Origin of the sequence: Sorangium sp. So ce406 (assembly GCF_051474675.1) — a bacterium.
Classification (GTDB): Bacteria; Myxococcota_A; Polyangia; order Polyangiales; family Polyangiaceae; genus Sorangium; species Sorangium cellulosum_G.
Map to the genome: position 1 here is coordinate 3,078,331 of NZ_CP150340.1, position 19,944 is coordinate 3,098,274.

Consider the following 19,944-nt stretch of genomic DNA (forward strand, 5'->3'; position numbering starts at 1 on the left):
ATGCTGTGTGTCCTCTGGATCTCGATCGGGTTTCACTTCTTTCCCATCACGGAGCGAGGGACGAGCCCGGGCGGCGCGGCGTCAGCCGGGAATCACGATAGGATCGCAGTTGGTGAACGAGAGCAGCGTGGCGAACGACAGCGCCGACACGGGGCTGCGGCGCTCCGCGTGAAACACGTCGAGCGGGTACTGCTGCCCGATCTCGAGCTCCAGCTTCCTGGCCAGGTCGTCGAGCATGAGGGTGGTCCCGGTGGGCTCGTGGACCCCGCCGAGGTCGACCACCAGGCGATCGTTGATGAACACCCACAGATCGTCGTCGCTCGCGAAGACGAGGAAATCTCCCGCCTGGTACTCGAACGTCATGTGGAGCTCGTACGTGAAGCCGTAGTTGTGGCGCGCGTCGTCGCGCGACGCGGCGTCCCAGCCTTCGCCGTCGATGGGGAAGAACGTCTCGTCGCTGAGGACGCCGATCCCGCGCTCCGTCACCTGGACGGGGGCGGCGTACGGGATCGGGACGTTGACCCCCGGCACGTCACGGAACCATTCATCGAAGCGCTCCGGCCCGGAGAGGACGTCCGGCGTGCCGTTGCTGCGATAGACCGGCTTCCTGTCGGGGCCGAGCCGCGCCTCGACAAGGCCGGACTGGCCCGGCCCCCCGCGATCCTCGAACGCCTCGAAGTCCGGGTGTCCGCCGCGCTCGGCGCTCCTGAAGTCGCGGATCCTCCCCTCGAACCGCCGCTCGCAGCGCGCGCCGCCGCCGGAGCTCGACGCGACGCTGACGCCGGAGCTTGTCGCACCGACGCTGACGCCGGAGCTCGCCTCGGCGCCGCCGCCGCCGGAGCTCGCCTCGGCGCCGCCGCCGCCGGAGCTCGACGCGACGCTGCCGATCCCGGAGCTGGCCTCGGCGCCGCCGCCGACCGACATGCCGTCTTGCTGGCCGTCCCCGAGCGGGATGCGGCCGATCGTGGCCACGTCGGTCGAGCACCCGGCGAGCGGGAGCGTCGACGTCGCCGCGAGCAGGACCCAGAGCGCGGGCGGACATCCTCGTCCGGGCGGCGCGGGGCGCCGGGGCAGGGGCGTCGACGATCGGCTCACGCCCCCTGAATGCGGCTGAGCCCGCCATCCTTCACAGGATCGCGGGCGGGCTCATCTTTTCTTCAGGGAGCGGCGCTGACCGCCCGGTTCACCCGATCGGCGTAGGAGGTCGACGGGTACCGCGCGAGGAACGACGCCGCGCGCGCCCGCGCCTCGTCGACGCGCCCGAGGCGCATCAGCGCGCGGATGGCGACGTACTCCCGCTCCTCCGCGAGCCGCCCGGCCGGGAACTCGCGCTGGTGCTCGCTCACCGCCGCGAGCGCGGCGTCCGGGTCCTGCGCCGCCGCCGCCCTGGCCCTGTCGATGAGGTTCGACTCCCGGAGCAGCTCGTCGCTGTCGATCGCCGCGGCCTCCGCCGGCGCGGGCGCGGCCGGCCGGGTGTTCTTCGGCAGCTCTCGGCGCGGGACGGACGCGGCCGGGCGCGGCGCCTCCGGCGCCGGCGCGGGGTCCGCCTTGGCGGGCGCCGGCGCGGACAGGCCGCGGCTCGGGCGCGAGAGCAGCTCCTCCAGCGGCAGGTCCGCGAGCTGCGCCGCGGTCGCCGGGGCGCCGGCGCGCTGGCCGTCGTCGAGGGCGAGGTAGAGCCCGGCGCCGCCGATCCCGAGGCCCACCGCGACGAAGATCCCCTTGACCCACATCGGCAGCGTCGCCCCGGCGCCCGCGCTCGCCGTCCCGAGCGGCGCCACGCGGGCCGCGGTGCGCGCGAACTCGGCGGACGTCATCGGCCGAGGGCGCGACGCGGCCAGGAGAAGCTCGCGCGCCCCCTCGGGGGCGCTCCCACTGTCCAGGATCCATCGCTTCGGATCGCTCATGTCCTCCCCCTGCGCGCCCGCTCGGCTTCGGCCTTCTTTAACAGATTCGCGAACTCTTTGCGCGCCGCATGGAGCCGCGAGTAGACCGTTCCGACGGGGACGCCGATCAGGCTCGCGATCTCGTTGCAGGGCATCTCTTCGATCTCGAACATGACAAACACGGCTCGCCGGTCGAGATCCATGGCCTCGAGGATCGCCTCGAGGTGCAATCTCGCCTGTTGTTGGGAGGTGATCTCTTCGGGGCCTCTCGCCGAGTCCGGGACGTCGTCGACCACCTCGCCGAGCCGCTCGCGCCGGGTGTGGGCGCGGCGGCGGTGCGAGGCGGCGACCCGCCGGCAGATGGCGAACAGCCAGGTCGTGACGGGGCACGCCCAGTCGAACGAGGGGAGCCGCCGCTGGACGACGATGAAGACGTCCTGGAAAGCGTCTTCCAGATCGGGCTGGTGGATGCCGAACCTTTGCAGGGTGGCCCACACGAAGCCGCTGTGCTCGGCGTGCAGGGCGACGAGGTTCTGCGGCGGCTGCCTGGCGCTGCCGAGGACCTCCGCGGTCATGCATTGCTCCACGGCTCGATGAATGCCGGCAGGCGGGGGATCCTTCATCAAAAGGTGACGCCGACCCCCACGAACGCCGCGCCGCCGACGGCCGGCTGCTCGAAGGGCGGCGGCTGCTCGCCCTCGAGCCGGAAGCTGTACCGCGTCATGGGGGCGAAGAGGTCGACGCCCGTCTCGATCCGCAGCGGTCCGACCACGCGGATCCCGAGGCGCGCGCCCGCCCCGGCGCTGACCCACCCGCGCGCGCCGGGATCGGTTGGGACGTACCGCTCGTCCTCGTCGATGACGGCGTAGACGGCGCCCGCGAGCACGCGGCCGCAGAGGCCGAGGGCGACGGCGTCGCTGTGGACCGCCTCGACGCACGCGCCGAGCCAGCCCGCGCTGAGGCCGAAGGCGAAGGTCGCGTCGGTCGCGTGCTGCTCCGGGAGCCACAGGGCCCCGGTCTCCACCGTCCATCGCGGCAGGACGGACCACGCGCCCGTCAGGGCGACGCCGGCGCCGGGGGAGGGGACGAGGCCCACGGACGCGAGCCCGCGCCAGGTGATCGAGACCCCGACGGGCGGCGGGGGCGGCGGGGGCGGCGGCGGGGTCGCACGGGTCTCCGCCGGCCAGGGGAACGGCGGCTCCGGCGTCTTCCCGGTCGCCGGGGGCGGCGCCGGCGGGGGTGGGGGGCGCGGCGGCGGCTCGGCGGGCGGCGGCGGCGGGTCGGGGGAGGTGAGCTTGGCGTCGGGATCGACAGCGAGGACGATGATCTGCGTCACCGCGGCCGTGATCCCGTCGCAGCTCATCCCGTGATCGGCGATCGTGCGGACGGTCGGGGGGGCGCCGTCGCACCCCTCGGTCCGGACCTGGGCCGACCACGCCCCGGGCTGCCCGCGCACCACGGCCTCGATCGAGGTGACCTTGCCCGTCGTGACGAGCTCCCGCCCGAGCCGGCGCGAGACCTCGGCGCGGACCTGGGACGCCGAGGGGCACTGGGCCTCCGCCCCCTCGAGGCGCGCCCACGATACGTCCGCGGCCGCGAGGTCGCACTCCTCCGCGCGCGCCCCGGCCGGCGCCATCGCCGCGCCCGCGAGGACGACCGCGACCAGCGCGCGCGCGCCCCCCGCGCTCGTCATCGCGTGCTCCTCGCCGGCTGTTCGGCGGTCCTTCGGGCGACGGAGCGACTTCGTGCGGAGCGGCGCGTCATGACGGAGATGTTAGCTCACGTGCCAATCGGAGCGCGGTCGTGTACACCCGGGGGGGCGGCAAGTCACACCAATTTACGCTGCCATTGCTGGCTGCCTTCCTCGCGTGTACACGAGAAGCGCGGGGTGGAGAAGGCTCGACGGGCGGGGCTCCTCATCCCGTCTCGGCGCGCTCCTCGCGCGCGCAGGTCGCATCGGGTAGGTGCGTCTCGGTGGGCGCTGGCGATGCCGACGCCCGGGCCCCGCGGCACCCGCTCGCCGATGGGGTGCTGGAATTTTACAACTATGTTTCTCTCGGGGGGACCCGTGAGGCCATCGGCCATGACGGCGCCGGGCCTCGCCCTCGGGAGCGCCTCACCCGGCCGCTCCGTTCTACGGCTTCTTGCCTACCGCGTAGAACACGCCCACGGCGCCCCAGGCATCCGGGTCGCTCGCGACCGCGTACACGTTCGCGAGGTCCTGCTCCGCCTCCTCGATCTGGCTCGCCGGGATGAGCTCCCGCTTGAAGCCCGTGATGATGTCGAGGAGGTTCTTGAGCCCGAGATCCTGGCTCGTCACCGGGAGCACGCTGCTTCGCACGTCCGCGAACCCGGCGGCCTTGAAGAGGCCGTGGAGCTTGCGCCCGATCGCCCGGTCTCCTCCCTTGGCGCGCTGCGCGGCGGCGGCCTTCGCGACGAAGGCCGGGAACCGCGCCGGCTCCGGGTGCAGCATGAGCCACCCGTCGTCGATGTCTCCCACGCACACCATGCCGCCGGGCCGGAGGACGCGGAAGATCTCCGAGAGCGCCCGCTGCGGCTGGTCGAGGTGCTGGAACAGGAAGCGCGCATAGACGACGTCGAACGAGCCGGCCTCGAAGTGCAGCTCGTACGCGTTCCCCCGGCGGAACTCGAGGTTCTCGACCTGCTCCTCCTGCTGCACGGCGCGGGCGATCGCGATGAATCGATCGTTCGCGTCGACGCCCACGACGTGGCCGGGGGCGACCGCCCTCGCCAGCTCACAGCTCACCACCCCGGGCCCGGACGCCAGGTCGAGCACCCTCATGCCTGGCTTGATGCCGAGCTTCGCCCAGACGGCGCGCTCGAGGGCCATCCCCACGCGCGCCTGATGCTTGAGGCGCCCGAGCTCGACGTCATTGTCGCGAAACGCCCCGAATTCGTACGACCCCGTCTCGCCATTCTGCATCATGATTCCTCCGCCCTCCTGCCCCTTGCGCGGCGCGAAGCGCGCCAGGTGACGCGCCAGCTCCGCGCTGTCGGGGACCGTGAGATCCTTCTCAAGCCACACGATGTCGACCCACTGCTCGCGCAGGAAGGCCGCCTCGCGCAGGCGCGCCACCTCCGCGAAGCCCGCCGCGAGCACGCCCCGCAAGCTCGTCACGTTCCTGCCGAGCACGATGGAGATGAGCGAGCGGAAGCCGCGCTCGCGCGCCGCGCCCAGCAGGTGGCAAAGGAGCTGCGCCCCGACGATGTTCCCGCGCCTCGATCGGTCGACGTAGACCGCGATCTCGGCGACGTCGGCGATATCGGGCCTGGTGGACCACCGCTTCAGCGACGACCAGCCGAGGACGCGGCCGTCGTCGGACGTCGAGACGAAGGTGGGGTACCGATCCCCGCCCTCCCGCATCGCCTTGAGCCGGTACTCCGCCGTCTGAGGGGTCAGATCGCAGTTGGCGAAGCCCTGCTCGTCGAGGTTCTGGTTGTAGATACGGGCGATCGCCTCTGCGTCTTCCGTGGACGCCTGCCGGATCATCTTCGATGCTCCTCTTCAGGACACCATCGCCTGGAGTACCGTGACCTCCGCGAGGCGATCTGACGACGTTGACGGGAGCCGCAGGTACCCGGCCTTCGTGAAGCCGGCGCGCTCGATCCAGCAGGGGACGAGGGGATCGCTCGACAGGGCGAGCGCGACGACCGAGTGAAAGCCGTTGCGCCTCGCGGCGTCGATCATCCGCGCGACGAGCGCCTTCCCGTGCCCGCGGCGCCGGTGCGCCGGCGCGACGTACGTGAACATCTCGACGGTCGGCGCGTACGCCGCCCGCTCGTGGAACCGGACCAGCGCGGACCACCCCACGACGCGGGCGTCCTCCTCGACGACGCAGGCGGGGTACGCCTCGGTCGTGAACAGCCAGCGGCGGACCTGCTCCGCCGCCTGCTCGCCTGTGTGGTAGGTGAGCTCGCGCGCGCGGATCGCCTCGTTGTAGATGCCGGTCATCGCGTCGACGTCGCCTGGCTGCGCCTTTCGGATGGTCGCCACGTCCTGCCCCCTTTCCTACGCTGCCCGCCGGTCCGGCCGTGGAGCCGCTTCTCTCCTGGCAGAGACGAGCAGGCCCCAGGCGTAGGACACGAAGAAGATCGTCCCGATCGACACCGACGGCGCGACCGTCGCGAGGATGTTCGGCGTCCCCGTGAGGGCGTGGACTCCCCACATGGCCGAGGCGCCGATCAGCGTGGTGCCGAGGGACGCCGCGAAGAAGCCCTGCAGCGGGGTCCTCCCCAGGCGAAAGAGCCGTTCGAGGAGGAGGACCATCGAGAGCGTCGCCGCGAAGCTCAGACACCCCTGGGTGAGGCCGGCCCGGACCGCCGGAGTCCCGCCGTGCGGCCAGTTGCACGCGGCCGCCCACAGGCCGTAACCGAGCGCCGACGCGAGCGCGGTGATCAGGGGACGAGCGCTCGCGCCTGCCGGCTGTCGGACGGTGGGTGCTGACATGCCAGGTTCCTGTTCAGCCTCGCGCGACACGCAGGGTAGCGACACGGAAGTCATGGTGAATCGAAGCGCCGTGTGGCCGTGCGTCGAAGAGACGGCGCCTCACGACAGGGCGAGAGAACCCTACTGAGCTCAGCCACCCTTGTCCACGCTTTTGTGGTCGCAGGAGGCCATGTCCGCGTGATCGCGCCTGACCGCGCGAGGATCGAAGCTATCGTTTTCTTGTGGCTGAAAAGTGCGTTGATGGCGAAAGGTTAAGAATCGTGAAGTCGCTGCGCTGCTGCGAATAAGTATCGTCTGTATTTTAGTGTTAACCGTGTTGCGTGCGCCAGGGGACCGCATGAGAGTTGCGGCACACGACGTCCCGTCCATAGCAGCAGTTGGGGGCGATTCTTGGGTGGGCTGACTTGTCTACTGTGAACGGAGTTGTTATGTCGCTGAACGAGCATTTTGTTGCGCGGTATCAGGAGCTCGCGAGGACGCGGCCCTCGATGGATCTGCTCCGGAGGGTCATGACAGGCGACGAGTTTCCGAGCGACGAGGTGGACCCGCTCTGTACCGAGGACCCGACGCACCCTTATGGGCGTCGGGTTCTCCTCCAGACCGAGCACGCGGAGGTCATGCTGGCGACCTGGACGCGCGGGACGCCGTGCGCGCCCCACGATCACGGCGGCTCGGAGGGGGCCGTGCGCGTCGTGCGCGGCGCCGCGATCCACTGGCAATGGCAGGTGCGGCATAATGGCCTGTGCCTCGTCCGCGAGGAGCGGGTGAAGGCCGGCGACGTGCTCGAGGTCAAGTCCGGCCTCGTCCACTCCATGGGAGACGCCGGCGAGCGCGAGCCGCTCGTCACGCTCCATTTCTACGCCGGGCCCATCGATCACATGATCGTGTACGACATCAACCATCAGCGGACCTTGATGGTGGACGGGAGCTGCGGTGCGTGGCTCCCCTGGGATGCTCCTTCGCTCATCCGGTGCATGCTGCCGGGGATCCGGTCCGCTGGTGCGTTCTCCGAGGCTGCCCGCCACGATCGCGCCGCAAGCGGCGAGGGCCTGGCGAGCTCGCACGCGGCGAGCTGAAGCGCGGCGGCGCCGCTTGCCCGCCGGGGGAGCGGGACGTCTGCCAAGGACCTCGAGAACATGTGACCGAACTGGCGGCGTACGGGCTGACCTTTGTGGCGATCTCCACGCTGATGCCCGGCCGGCGCGTCAAGACCATGCGGAAGGGCTCTGCGCCGGACATCCTGTTCGACGTCACGCCGGGCGCCCTCCGCGGCATCGAGGCAGCGGGGCGCGCCACCGGTGGCCGTAGCGCGCTGCTGATGGTCCGGGATGGCATGGCTTCGGGGAGCAAGGCGCGGACGAGGAGCGGAAAGGCCTCGGAGCTGCGCGCCCGGCGCGACATCGCCGAGGTCCATCTTTCCCTCTGGTGCGCCTCGCCTCGGGTCAGCATGATGGAGCAGGTCAAACCGTGACGAGCGTGTCGGAGTTGTATGAGTTCGGCCTGGCGAGCAGCGGCAAGCTCAAGCTGCGCGCGACGGCTCGCCTCGCGGAGGGGGGGCCCGACGCGACGTTCGAGGCCTGCGTCCTGCTGCACGAAGCGGCGCGCATCGAGCGGCGGGCCGTCGAGGTCCTGCCGTCCTGCCCCGCGGCGGCCCGCCTCGGGGCGTCCGTGGAGGAGTGCTTCTGCCTCGTCGAGGGACGAAATCCTCCGGGGGCGGGCGAGGTCTGGGGGCGGATCCTGCGCGAGAAGAGCGAGGTGGACGGCGGTACGGCAGAGGCGCTGCTCGCGCGACTCACGCCGCGCTACGAGGCGAGCCGCCGTAGCTTTGCGAAGCTCATCGGGGGCTGCACGACGCTGCGGCAGCTCAGGACCGCTGGCGCGCTCGTGCCCACGTCGGCGGCCGAGCGGGCGCGCGCGCTTCGCGAGGTGAACGTCGTCCTGTCGAAGTTCCCCGGGATTCCGGGCTTCTGGTGGGCGGCTTACCGCCTCAGCGAGGCTGGGGGGGACCTCGAGGCGGCGTGGAGCGCGCTCTCCAGGGCCCACCGGCTCGAGCCCGACAACCGGCAGTTCACCGCGATGGGCCTCCTCGTGGCAGCGCGTGCTCTGTCCGCCGCGGATGCCGACGAGCACCTCGGCCGGGCGAGATCGTCGCTCGACAGGGCCGGAGCGGAGGTTTGCCTCATGTACGCCCTCGCGGAGATCGAGCTGGCGAGGGCGGCCAGCGCACGGCCGCGGTGGATCCGGGCGCGAGAGGCGACCAGTGTCGGGCTGGTTCAGGCCCGCTCCGAGGAGCTGAGAAGGGAGCTCCATGCGACTCAGCTCATCCTCGACAGCCTCCTCGCAGGACAGGATCCGACGTTCGATGCGCTCTACCTCGCCGGGCTCGGCGCGGTGGCGGCGAGCGCTCCGCCCAAGAGCAACGTGATCGAGCTTCTTTCGTGGGCGGCCGAGCGACGCGTGCAGGCGATGGAGCCCCGAGCGGCTGCATAGAGGTGCCGAACGCGAGACAAGACGGTTGCACCTGGTTTCTCGGCTGTGGGCGTCGAGCCCTTCTCCCTTTGTTCCGTGGGTGGGCGGGAGATCCGTGACGTCGCTGCCGCTCTCCCTGTGTCCCTCCATCCCGCCGCGCGGCGCGCTCCTGTTCCCCGTCAACCGCGCGCCCCCTCGCGGCGCCCGGTTCGGGTAGCATCGGCCCTCCCCCGAGGCGCGCCCACCATGCACTCTCGCCCGACGACCATCGGCGTCCTCACGCCCTTCCTGGACGGCTTCTACTTCAACGCCGTCCTCCGAGGCGTCCACGAGGCGGCGCAGCAGCGCGGGCACCGTGTCGTGGTGATTCGCGCCACCCCCGAGGACGTCCAGGCCCCGTCGCTCGCCGGGGATCAGGTGGATGGGTGGATCGTCGTCCTCTCCACCGAGGGCGTCGAGCGGCTCGCGCGGGCGCGGGTCCCGCTCGTCACCGTCAGCACCTGCGCGCCCGAGGCGGGCTGCCCGACCGCGATGCCGGACAACGCCACGGGCATCCGGAGCGCGGTGCGCCACCTGATCGACCACGGACACCGGCGCATCGCGTTCGTCGGCTCCATCGAGCAGGACGACATCCGCGTCCGCTTCGAGGGCTACAAGGCGACGCTCGCCGAGCACGGCGTCCCCTTCGATCCAGGGCTCGTGTTCGAGACCGAGAACAACTGGTATTCCGGGGGGCAGAACGTCGCCGAGGCGATCATCGCGCGGCGGGCAGAGCTCACGGCAGCGGTCGTCGCCACGGACAAGAACGCGCTCGGGTTGATCCCGGCCCTCCAGGCGGCGGGATACCGCGTCCCCGAGGACCTGGCGATCATCGGCTTCGACGACATCGTCGAGGCGCAATGGGCCACCCCGCCGCTGACGACGGTGCGCCAGCGGTTCGACGCGCTGGGAAGGCTCGCGTACGAGCTCGTGCTGGCGCAGCTCGCCGGCGAGGTCGTCGCGCCCGGCCCCGTGCTCGCGCCGACCACCTTCGTCCGGCGGCGGACGTGCGGGTGCAGCACGCTCCAGGGCTTCCTCCGCGCGGAAGGCGCGGCGCCCGAGGACGACGCCGGCGACCTCCTGGCCCGGCAGATGGTCGAGCTGCTCACCCCGCTCCCGCCCGGCACGCCGCCGGCGTCCGTTTGGCCCGGCGTCACCCGCGTCATCGAGGGGCTCACCGCGGCGATCGAGGGCGCGACGCCCACTCCCGCGGCGGATATCGACGCCGCCTGCCAGCAGGCCGTGCGCCTCACGCCCGACGTCGAGAGCCTGATGGGGATGGTCCGCTGGCTCGGCCGAGCCTCCAGGCGGCGCCGCGCGCGGACGGCCGAGGGGGCGGCCGACGACGGCGCGGCCGAGGAGCGCGTCGACGAGTTCCTGGAGCGACTGCGCCTCTCGCTCATGCTGGCCCGGCTCGACGCAGAGCGGGAGTTCGTCGCGCAGCTCGGGGAGCTCGTCCGGTCCGATCACGAGGTGAGCCTCACGCTGCTCGGCGGCACCCACGACGCGTCGCGCTCGCTCTCCTGGCTCGACTCGACCACCGTGGTCTGGAGCTGCCTCGGGCTCTGGGAAGATCCGGAGACGCGCGCGCGCCTCGTCATCGCCGGCGGCTACAGCCGCGATGGCAGCCCGACTCCCCCCATCGGCGGCGTCGTGCCGCGGGAGGCCTTCCCGCCCGCCGAGCTGCTGCCGCCCTCGACCGTGGGTGGTCCGTTCATGGTGACGCTGCTGCCGATCCGCACGCCCCAGCGCGATTGGGGTGTGCTCGTGACCGTCGGCCCGGGCTCGCTGGAGATCGCCGGCGACGAGGGCACGGTCGCGATCTGGGGGGCGCTCCTCAGCGCGGCCCTCGAGCGCGACGCGCTCATGCAGTCGCTGTCGGCGCAGCACGCGAGCCTCCAGGACGCCTACCAGCGGGAGCTGGCGCTCTCGGCGGCCGTGCGCGCGCTGGGCTGTCCGCTCATCCCGCTGCTCGAGGGCGTGCTGCTCGTCCCGCTCATCGGCGAGCTCGACGGCGACCGCGCCCGTCAGGTGCTCGACACGGTGGCCGAGGGGGTGAGCCGGAACCGGGCGCGCTGCGTGCTGCTCGACATCACGGGCGTCCCGCTCGTGGACGCCCAGGTGGCCCACGCGCTCCAGCAGACCCACCGCGCCGCGGCCCTGCTCGGCGCGCGCGTCGTCCTTGTCGGCGTGCGTCCCGAGATCGCGGCGCGCCTCGTGGCGCTCGACGTCGATCTCGGGGACCTCGCCACGCATCGATCGCTGTCGTCGGCGCTCGAAGCGGTCGCGCCCGCGGGTCTCCGCGCGCTCCGCGAGGGGCGGGGCGGCGCGGGCTCGCCGCCGCCCGATCCGCGGCCGGGGCGGCGGCAGGGGAGGGCGTGACGGTGCGCGCACCTCGGGGCGCTCTCGTCGCGGCGGGAGCTCGGTCGTGGCTTTGCGCGGCGCTGGCGGGCGCGTGCTGCGCCGGGGCGGCGGGCTGCGCGGAGGGCGCGCGCCCTGCGCCGGCGAGCGCGGCGCGGGGCGCGTCGACGGCGCCGGACGCGCCGGGAGCGTCGGCCGCGCAAGGGGCGTCGGCGGGGCGGGGTGCGTCGGCGGCGACGGCGGCGAGCGCCGCGCCTGCAGGCGCGCCGCCCGCGTCTCCGCCGGCGGAGCCCGGGCGATCGGGCGAGGCGCCTCCGCGCGAGCGGTGGGTCGGCACGCTGGAGCTGACGAAGGGCGCGCAGCCGATGATCGCCGGGAGGATCATGTCGCGCGAGGACGCCGAGCGCTGGCTCGGCCCCGACTGGCGCGCGCTGCGCGGGCAGCGCGTCCGCGTGCTGGCCGTGCTGCGGGATCATGTCTGCGAGCCGCACGCGCAGTGCCTGAGCGGAGGGCGCATTCCGTTGCTCGAGCAGGTCGCGTCGGTCGACCTGTGCAGCGGCGCCGGCCCCGCCGGCCCGGATCGCGTCGATTGCGCGCCGTCGCCGGCGCAGATCGCGCGCTGCAACGACGACTGCCACAGCCTCGGCGCCGACTGCGATCAGCGCGCCGACGACCGCGGCGCGCTCCGCCGCTGCGGGTGCGCCAGGGTCGCGTGCGAGCAGGGCTGCGGGGAGACCGGCGAGCCTTCCTTCGCGTGCAGGTGACGCGGCTCGCGCCGGGGCGCGCGAGGCTCGTGGAGGAGAGAGAAGACGAACCACAGAGGCACAGAGGGCACAGAGGGGAGAGAACAAAGATTCTCAGCTCTGTCCGAGCTTGTCTGAGCTCTCTCTCTCTCTCTCTCTTCCTCTGTGCCCTCTGTGCCTCTGTGGTTCATTCTCTCTTCTCAGCCTCACACGACACGCTCGTCGGGGGCCGACGCGATCCTGGCGCAGGGGATACAAAAAGCGGCGAGGGCCGCCCGGCGATGCCAGGCGACCCCCGCGGGCGAGCTGCTGCTGCGCTCGATCAGGCGGTCTCGCGCGCGAGGACCGGCGACGGAGAGTGCACGGGCGAGGCCGGGGGCACCGACTCGACGGCGTGAGCGCCGCCCTCGCCGAGCGAGTAGGCCTCCTCGCCGTGGAGGGCGCCGTCGAGGCCCTCGTCTTCCGTCTCGTCGTTGACCCGGAAGCCCATCACCGCGTTGATGCCCTTCACGAGCACGAGGGTGACCACCGCCGCGTAGGCGGCCGCGACGACGGCCGCGATGGCCTGCTCGGTGAGCAGCGCCGAGTTGCCCTTGATCAGGCCGTCCTGGCCGGCCGGATTCCACACCTTGGAGGCGAACACGCCGGTAAGCAGCGCGCCGAGCAGGCCGCCCACGCCGTGGATGCCGAACGCGTCGAGGCTGTCGTCATAGCCCAGCTTGCCCTTCAGCATCACGGCGCCGTAGCACACCGCGCCCGCCGCGAGCCCGATCGCGACGGAGGCCATCGGCCCGACGAAGCCGGCGGCCGGCGTGATGGCGACGAGGCCCGCGACGAGCCCCGACGCGACGCCGAGGAGCGACGGCTTGCCGAAGCGCACGCCCTCGATGAGCGCCCACGCGAGCGCGCCGATCGCGGCGGCGATGTGCGTGTTCACGAACGCCACCGACGCGAGCCCGTTCGCGGCCAGCGACGAGCCGCCGTTGAAGCCGAACCAGCCGAACCACAGCAGGCCGGCGCCGAGCAGCGTCATGGTGAGGTTGTGCGGGACGATCTTGCGCGTCGGGTACCCCTTGCGCTTGCCGATCACGATCGCCATCACGAGCGCGCTCGCGCCCGAGGCGAGGTGCACGACGGTGCCGCCCGCGAAGTCGAGCGCGCCGCGCGCGAGGAGCCACCCGCCCGGGTTCCAGACCCAGTGGCAGATGGGGCTGTAGACAGCGAGCGACCAGAGGAGCGTGAAGACGACATACGACGAGAACTTGATGCGCTCCGCGTAGGCGCCGGAGATCAGCGCCGGCGTGATGATGGCGAACATCATCTGGAACGCCATGAACAGGAGGTGAGGGACCGTCGTCCCGGCGCGCGGCTCGGTGCCGACGCCGTTCAGGAACGCGTAATCAAGGCCGCCAATCAACCCGCCCTTGGATTCGGCGAACGCCATCGAGTATCCGATGGTCACCCACGCCAGGGTCACGAGACCCATGGCGAAGAAGCTGTGCATGAAAGTGCTGAGCGTGTTCTTTGTTCGGACCATGCCCCCGTAAAACAGGGCCAGCGCTGGCGTCATCAGCAGGACCATTGCCGACGAGACCAGGAGCCAGGTGGTGTCCGAGGCGTTGATTTCGTTCACTGGTGGCCTCCTCGACCGCGAAGGTAAGAGAAGGCAGTTTTCCGGAATGTTTCGCCGGCATGTACTTCACGAACTCGTGAAATCTGCCACCCGACGCGGCGAGTCAGCGCCCGTGAGCCCGCCAACCACCCGAGCGCGTCACGGACCGGGGTTTACAGCGGGTCGACGGATTTGCAGTGAAGCTACATGTCGATGCGGGCCCGGGGCACCGCCACGTCACCGCCACTCGGGGTAGAGGGCCTTCCCTGTCTCGAGGAGGCTCTTCATGCTGGACAGGATGGCGGGCCATCCGTTGCTGATGGCCGGGAGCACCTTGCTGCCCTCGTCGAACTGGTCGTGGGTGAGGGTGAGCTTCACGTGCGCGCCGAACTGGGCGAGCTCGAAGGTGACGCGCGACGGGCGTTCGCCGTGGACGTTGCCGAAGGTGTAGGAGAGGAGCTTCGGCCGTTCGGCCGCGAGGATCTCGCCTTGCCAGTCGAAGGAGCCGTCTTCCTTGATGTGCTTCACGGCCGACCCGGGCTTCCACTCGGACTCGATGGTCCTGCCGCCCCAGTATTGCCTGGTGAACTCTCCGGTTGTCAGCGCCTCCCACACCTTCTCGAGCGTCGAGGCGATGTACGTCACGTAGACGAACTCTGGCTTACTCATCGTTGCTCTCTCCCTCCAGCGCGCGCTTGAGCGCGTCGAGCGCGCGCACGCGCTCGCGGTCGTACTTGCCTATCCAGCGGTCGTAGATCTCTCCGATCGGCGCGGGGTTGAGGTAGTGGAGCTTCTCCCGCCCCTGCCACGCGACGGCGACGAGGTTCGCCTCCTCGAGCACGGCCAGGTGCTTGCTCACCGCCTGCCGCGTCATCTCGAGCCCTTCGCAGAGCTGCCCGAGCGTCTGCCCGCTCTCGGCATGCAGCCGGTCGAGCAGCTTCCTCCGGCTCCGATCGGCGAGCGCCTTGAAGACCTTGTCCATCGAGCCGGCGCTCACCGGAGCATTATGCAACCAATCGGTTGCATGTCAAGCCAGGCGAGGTCGCCCGTCAGGACGGCAAGCCCGAGGCGTGTTCGTGGACCGATGTCCGTTCCAGCTCACGTCCCAACGTGGAACGTGGGTAGGCCCGAGGCGGGGGGGTTCGTGGGGCGGTGCGGGGGATGGGCCGATGTTTGAGCCTGAGCCATGAGTTATCCGGCGAAGCCGGATGGCTCATGGCTCAGGCGAGTTCGGCGGGGCCCCCGCACCGCCCCACGAACCCCCCCGCCTCGGGCCGGGCAGTTCTCAGCCGCGCCCGCTGGCCTTGATGCTCTCCCGCACCCGCTCGAGCGCCCCCTGCACCTGGGGATCCCGCTCCATCTCCGCCGGCGGCGCCGCGAGCCGCAGCGACCAGTTCTCCGGCCCCACCGTCCCCGGCGTGTTGACCCGCTCCCGCGTCGCGAGCACGTCCTGCACGAGCAGCAGCACGAGCTCGCTCTTCGACCCGTGGATCAGGTCCAGCAGCGCGCGGTGCGTCTCGTTCGTGAACTCCCGGCCGAACTCCTGCCGACGCGGCGCGAGCTGCGGCAGATCGAGCACCCCCGCGCGCTCCCGCTCGTCCCGCGACTCCCACCACACCACCACCGAGTCCGTGTCGTGCGTCCCGAAGCACGCCACCGACAGCTCCGGGTACTCCGCCGGATCGCGGAACACCACGTCGTCCTTCTCCCAGATCAGCACCTTGTAGCCCGGCACGCCGAGCGCCGTCAGCGACGCCCGCACCCACGGCGGCACCGCGCCGAGATCCTCGGCGATGAGCTGCGCCCCCGTCTCCGCAGCCCCCTCGAGCATCGCCCGCATCACGCGATCGCCGTGCTCGCGCTGCGCCGGCTCCTCCGCCGGATCGAACGTCGCCTTCGGCCGCTCGCCCCCCTGGCCCTTGTTCTCCGGGAAGATGTACGTCCGGTAGAAGCCCACCAGGTGATCGATCCGGAACCGATCGTACAAGAGCCCCGTGTAGCGGCACCGCCGCCGGAGCCACGCGAAGTCGTTCTCCCGCATCCTGGCCCAGAAATACGGCGGGAGACCCCAGTTCTGCCCCTCCGTGTTGAACTGGTCCGGCGGCGCGCCGACCGACATGTCGTGCCGGAACTCGTCCTGGTGCGCCCACACGTCGGCGCTGTCGCGCGACACCATGAACGGGAGATCGCCCATGATCTCCATCCCCTTGTCCCGGAGCGCCGCGCGCGCCGCCTCCCACTGCGTGTGCGCGAGCCACTGGACGTACTCGTAATAGAGGATGTCGCGCGCGCGCTCGCGCCGCAGCCCCTCCATCGCCTCGGGCCTGCGCTGGCGGATCTCCTCGGGCCAGTCCCACCACGCGATGCCCTGGAAGCCGTCCTTGAACGCGCGGAACTGCGCGTAGTCGGGCAGCCAGTCCGACTGCCGCTTCACGAACGCGGCCAGCTCGGCCGCGCGCGGCGTCTGCTTCGCGTGGTGCTCCCGCTCGAACCTGTCGAAGGCGAAGCGGAGCGCCCGCCCCTTCACGCGGCGCACGAGATCGTAGTCGACGCGCGGGCTCTGCTTCGCGCGCTCGAGCGCCTCGACGTCCTCGCCGAGCGCCTCGCCCACCAGCTCCGGCGGGAGCTCGGGCACGGCCGAGAGCGAGATGTACATCGGATCGATCCCGAAGGCGGAGAGCGCCATGTACGGCGACGTCTCGCCGCCCGACACCTCGCCGAGCGGCAGGAGCTGCACGAGGCGCAGCCCCACGCGCTGCATCCACGCGGCGAACTCGGGGAGATCGCCGATCTCGCCGATGCCCCACGAGCGATCGCTGCGCAGCGAGAAGAGCGGCACCGTCACGCCGGAGATGCGACGGCGCGCGCCGGAAGGAGAGGGTGAGCTCTGGGACGAGCCCTGGGACTGGTTTTCAGCAGAGGGGGAAGACATGTGCGTTCTTGACTTGGCTCCAGGCGTTCGGGGGCGGAGTCTATCCCGGGTCGCGCGGCTTCGCGATGCTCCTTCCGCGCGATCATCGCGGAAACGCCCGCGATCGCGGGGCGATCGCGCGCCGAGCCGCGCGCGCAGTGTGGCGATCGCGCGCGCGCTCGGAGCGCGACCGGAGGCCACACGGGCGCCGCCCGACCGTCGGCCGGGCGCCGCCCGAGCGGACGGGCGGCCCTGGACGCGCCCCCGGCGCGCGAAAAAACCGCGCCGGACGCGCTTGTGTCTCGACAGCGGCGCCAAATTCGCGAATACGCGGCTCCACAGGATTTTCCGATGACCAGACGCATATGGCCCGGCGCGCCGACCCCCCTCGGCGCCTCCTACGACGGCGAAGGGGTGAACTTCGCGCTGTTCTCGCAGTCCGCCACGAAGGTGGAGCTCTGCCTCTTCGAGGCCGTCGACGACGTCGTGGAGCGCGTGCGCATCGAGCTCTCCGAGCGCACGGCCCACGTCTTCCACGGGTACGTGCCGGGGCTCAAGCCCGGCCAGCTCTACGGCTACCGGGTGCACGGGCCGTACGACCCGCGCTCGGGGCACCGCTTCAACCCGGCGAAGCTGCTCGTCGATCCGTACGCGTACGCGCTCTCCAGCGAGCCGAACTGGAAGGCGCCGCTCTACGCGTACGACCGCGGGGAGCACCCGCCCGAGAGCGTGCCGGGCAAGGCCGCGAAGGGCGACGGCGCCGCGGGAGAGGGCGGGCGCGCGGGCAAGACGGCGAGCGACCGCCGCGCCGCGGACGCGCGCGCGAAGGAGAGCGTCGCGCCGCCGCCGCCGCCGCCGGCGCCGGCGGCGCTCGACGACCTCGAGATCTGCCACCACGACAGCGCGTGGGGCGCGCCGAAGTCCGTGGTCGTCGACCACCGCTTCGCGTGGGACGGCGACCGGCCGCCGGCGACGCGCTGGCAGGACACGGTCATCTACGAGGTGCACGTCAAGGGCTTCACCCAGCGGCACCCGGGCGTCCCCGCCAACCTGCGCGGCACGTACGCGGGGCTCGCGTCCGAGGCGGCGATCGCCCACTTCAAGAAGCTCGGCGTCACGGCGCTCGAGCTGCTCCCCGTGCACGAGATGGCGAGCGAGCGCGAGATCTGGGAGCGCGGGCACATCAACTACTGGGGCTACAACACGCTCTCGTACTTCGCGCCCGCCGGCCGGTACTCGTCGAGCGGGCGGCTCGGCCAGCAGGTGACCGAGTTCAAGGCGATGGTGAAGGCGCTCCACGCCGCCGGGATCGAGGTGATCCTCGACGTGGTCTACAACCACACCGCGGAGGGGAACCACCTCGGCCCGACGCTCTCGCTGAAGGGGATCGACAACTGGACCTACTACCGGCTCGTCCCGCACAACCCGCGCTACTACATGGACTTCACGGGCTGCGGGAACACGGTGAACACGCGCCACTACCAGACGCTCCAGCTCGTGATGGACAGCCTGCGCTACTGGGTGACCGAGATGCACGTCGACGGCTTCCGCTTCGACCTCGCGTCGGCCCTCGCGCGCGGGCACCACGACTTCGACCGCCTGAGCTCGTTCTTCGACATCATCCACCAGGACCCGGTCCTCTCGCGCACGAAGCTCATCGCGGAGCCGTGGGACGTGGGCGAGGGCGGCTACCAGGTCGCCAACTTCCCCGTCCTCTGGACGGAGTGGAACGATCGCTACCGCGACTCGGTGCGCCGCTTCTGGAAGGGGGACCTGCTCGCGGCCGACCTCGGCTACCGGCTCACCGGGTCGAGCGATCTCTACGCGTCGAGCGGGCGGAGGCCGTACGCCAGCGTCAACTTCGTGACGGCGCACGACGGGTTCACGCTGAACGACCTCGTCTCGTACAACGAGAAGCACAACGAGGCGAACGGCGAGGGGAACCGGGACGGCACGAACAACAACCACAGCTACAACCACGGCGTCGAGGGGCCCTCGAACGACCCGGCGGTGGTCGAGCTGCGCGAGCGGCAGAAGCGCAACCTCCTCGCGACGCTGCTGCTCTCGCAGGGGGTGCCGATGATCAACGCGGGCGACGAGATCGGCAAGACGCAGAACGGCAACAACAACGCCTACTGCCAGGACAACGAGATGTCGTGGCACGACTGGGACCTCGACGAGCGGCGCAAGCAGCTCCTCGAGTTCACGTGCCGCCTCATCGCCCTCCGGCGCAGCCAGCCGGTCCTGCGCCGGCGGACGTTCTTCTCGGGCGGCTACGTGCACGGCAGCGGGCTCAAGGACATCGTGTGGTTCCGCCCCGACGGCGGCGAGATGACGCCGGAGGACTGGACGCACCCGAACGCGCGGGCGATCGGCTACCTGCTCGGGGGCGACGCGATCTGCACGCCCGACGCGCGCGGCGAGATGATCACGGGCGACACGCTGCTCGTGCTCATCAACGCGAACCACTCGCCGCTCGAGTTCGTGCTGCCCGCGATCGAGCTCGGCGAGCGCTGGGAGGTGCTCGTCGACACGCGCACCGCCGGGGAGCCGGCGCGCACGGTGCCGGCCAGGGCAGGGGGAGAGCGCTACCTGCTCGTCGACCGCTCCGTGGCGGTGCTGCGGCTCCTCGATCGCAAGGGCACGAACACGAAGAAGAAGGTCAGCAGCAAGGCGCCGAAGTCGCGCAAGGCCTTGTAGCCGTCGCCCGGGTCCTCCGGGGCGGCCCGGCCCCCGGCGAGGTGCCCTCGCCCGGGGGCCCGCGGCGGCGCGGAGCAGGGAGGAGCCTGAGCGAGGGGGGCTCTAGCCGGGCAGCGGCTCCGCCTGCGCCGCGGCGACCCACTCCGCGAGGCCCGGGTGGCGCCACATCACCTCGGCGTACTCCGCCGCGGCGCCCGCGAGCGGGACCGCGTACGTGCGGAACCGCGTGACCACCGGCGCGAACATCGCGTCGGCGATCGTGAAATGGCCGAAGAGGTACTCGCCCTTGTCGCCGTGCGCTCGCCGGCACTCGGCCCAGATCGCCGTCACGCGGGCGATGTCCGCCTCGACCGCGTCGTCCGGCGCGATCGGGGCGATCTCCCGGCGCAGATCCATGGACATCGCGTTGCGGAGCGCGGTGAACCCGGAGTGCATCTCGCTCGACACCGACCGCGCGAGCGCGCGCGCGGCGCGATTGTCCGGCCAGAGCCGCGCCTCGGGGAAGAGCTCGGCGACGTACTCGCAGATCGCGAGGGAGTCCCAGAGGACGAGGTCGCCGTGCCGCAGCGCCGGCACCCGCCCCGAGGGGGAGCGCCGGAGGAGCGCCTCGCGCGACCCCGGCTGGTACAGGGCGATGACCTCCTCGGAGAACGGAGCGCCGGTGTGCCTCAGCGCGAGCCAGGCGCGGAGCGACCACGTCGAGTACGTCTTCGTACCTAGATACAAGACCAGCGGTTCCATCACACCTCCCGGGGGCT

General features: G+C 71.6%; 18 protein-coding genes. 6 read left to right on the plus strand and 12 right to left on the minus strand.

Features of this window, described 5'->3' with window-relative positions; all coding sequences use genetic code 11:
* Positions 1-81 precede the first annotated feature (81 nt).
* The 7 genes from WME96_RS11610 to WME96_RS11640 form a co-directional block, all read right to left on the minus strand.
* The gene (locus WME96_RS11610; protein ID WP_437290215.1) at positions 82-1,095 is read right to left on the minus strand and encodes a fibro-slime domain-containing protein; all 1,014 of its coding nucleotides are present in this window, start codon (positions 1,093-1,095) and stop codon (positions 82-84) included.
* Between the two features lie 62 nt (positions 1,096-1,157).
* Positions 1,158-1,904 (minus strand): hypothetical protein, encoded by a 747-nt coding sequence (locus WME96_RS11615; RefSeq protein ID WP_437290216.1) that lies wholly within the window; start codon positions 1,902-1,904, stop codon positions 1,158-1,160.
* Entirely contained in the window at positions 1,901-2,458 is a 558-nt protein-coding gene (locus WME96_RS11620; RefSeq protein WP_437290217.1) for an RNA polymerase sigma factor, read from the minus strand. The genes WME96_RS11615 and WME96_RS11620 overlap by 4 nt, the downstream gene beginning before the upstream one ends.
* Positions 2,459-2,505: 47 nt before the next feature.
* A complete protein-coding gene (locus WME96_RS11625; protein ID WP_437290218.1) occupies positions 2,506-3,576 on the minus strand; it encodes a hypothetical protein in 1,071 nt (356 codons plus the stop codon).
* A gap of 441 nt (positions 3,577-4,017) precedes the next feature.
* On the minus strand, positions 4,018-5,394 hold the full coding sequence (locus WME96_RS11630; RefSeq protein WP_437290219.1) for a GNAT family N-acetyltransferase: 1,377 nt from the start codon (positions 5,392-5,394) through the stop codon (positions 4,018-4,020).
* A 15-nt stretch (positions 5,395-5,409) separates the two neighbouring features.
* A complete protein-coding gene (locus WME96_RS11635) occupies positions 5,410-5,898 on the minus strand; it encodes an N-acetyltransferase family protein (protein WP_437290220.1) in 489 nt (162 codons plus the stop codon).
* A 15-nt stretch (positions 5,899-5,913) separates the two neighbouring features.
* A complete protein-coding gene (locus WME96_RS11640; protein ID WP_437290221.1) occupies positions 5,914-6,351 on the minus strand; it encodes a hypothetical protein in 438 nt (145 codons plus the stop codon).
* 428 nt (positions 6,352-6,779) lie between these two features.
* On the opposite strand from WME96_RS11640, the gene WME96_RS11645 reads away from it, so the two are divergent.
* The 5 genes from WME96_RS11645 (at position 6,780) to WME96_RS11665 (ending at position 11,984) form a co-directional block, all read left to right on the plus strand.
* Positions 6,780-7,427, plus strand: a complete 648-nt coding sequence (locus tag WME96_RS11645) for a cysteine dioxygenase (RefSeq protein ID WP_437290222.1) — start codon at positions 6,780-6,782, stop codon at positions 7,425-7,427.
* A gap of 62 nt (positions 7,428-7,489) precedes the next feature.
* On the plus strand, positions 7,490-7,822 hold the full coding sequence (locus tag WME96_RS11650; protein ID WP_437290223.1) for a hypothetical protein: 333 nt from the start codon (positions 7,490-7,492) through the stop codon (positions 7,820-7,822).
* Positions 7,819-8,841 (plus strand): hypothetical protein, encoded by a 1,023-nt coding sequence (locus tag WME96_RS11655; protein ID WP_437290224.1) that lies wholly within the window; start codon positions 7,819-7,821, stop codon positions 8,839-8,841. Before WME96_RS11650 ends, WME96_RS11655 begins: the two co-directional genes overlap by 4 nt.
* A 225-nt stretch (positions 8,842-9,066) precedes the next feature.
* Positions 9,067-11,241: a substrate-binding domain-containing protein gene (locus WME96_RS11660; RefSeq protein ID WP_437290225.1), complete on the plus strand. Its 2,175-nt coding sequence runs from the start codon at positions 9,067-9,069 to the stop codon at positions 11,239-11,241.
* Between the two features lie 2 nt (positions 11,242-11,243).
* A complete protein-coding gene (locus tag WME96_RS11665) occupies positions 11,244-11,984 on the plus strand; it encodes a hypothetical protein (protein WP_437290226.1) in 741 nt (246 codons plus the stop codon).
* A 301-nt stretch (positions 11,985-12,285) separates the two neighbouring features.
* Here WME96_RS11665 and WME96_RS11670 read toward each other — a convergent pair whose 3' ends face one another.
* The 4 genes from WME96_RS11670 to WME96_RS11685 all read right to left on the minus strand — a co-directional run bounded on the left by WME96_RS11670 (position 12,286) and on the right by WME96_RS11685 (position 16,507).
* Positions 12,286-13,596, minus strand: coding sequence for an ammonium transporter (locus WME96_RS11670; RefSeq protein ID WP_437290227.1), 1,311 nt, complete (start codon positions 13,594-13,596; stop codon positions 12,286-12,288).
* A gap of 216 nt (positions 13,597-13,812) precedes the next feature.
* A complete protein-coding gene (locus WME96_RS11675) occupies positions 13,813-14,244 on the minus strand; it encodes an SRPBCC family protein (protein WP_437290228.1) in 432 nt (143 codons plus the stop codon).
* Complete coding sequence (locus WME96_RS11680; RefSeq protein WP_437292306.1) at positions 14,237-14,557, minus strand: ArsR/SmtB family transcription factor; 321 nt, start codon at positions 14,555-14,557, stop codon at positions 14,237-14,239. The genes WME96_RS11675 and WME96_RS11680 overlap by 8 nt, the downstream gene beginning before the upstream one ends.
* Positions 14,558-14,860: 303 nt before the next feature.
* Positions 14,861-16,507, minus strand: a complete 1,647-nt coding sequence (locus WME96_RS11685) for a 4-alpha-glucanotransferase (protein ID WP_437290229.1) — start codon at positions 16,505-16,507, stop codon at positions 14,861-14,863.
* 330 nt (positions 16,508-16,837) lie between these two features.
* Between WME96_RS11685 and glgX the strand changes: the two genes are divergently transcribed.
* Positions 16,838-19,186, plus strand: a complete 2,349-nt coding sequence (gene glgX / locus WME96_RS11690; protein ID WP_437290230.1) for a glycogen debranching protein GlgX — start codon at positions 16,838-16,840, stop codon at positions 19,184-19,186.
* Between the two features lie 102 nt (positions 19,187-19,288).
* Here glgX and WME96_RS11695 read toward each other — a convergent pair whose 3' ends face one another.
* Positions 19,289-19,927, minus strand: a complete 639-nt coding sequence (locus tag WME96_RS11695; protein ID WP_437290231.1) for a glutathione S-transferase family protein — start codon at positions 19,925-19,927, stop codon at positions 19,289-19,291.
* Between the last annotated feature and the right edge of the window lie 17 nt (positions 19,928-19,944).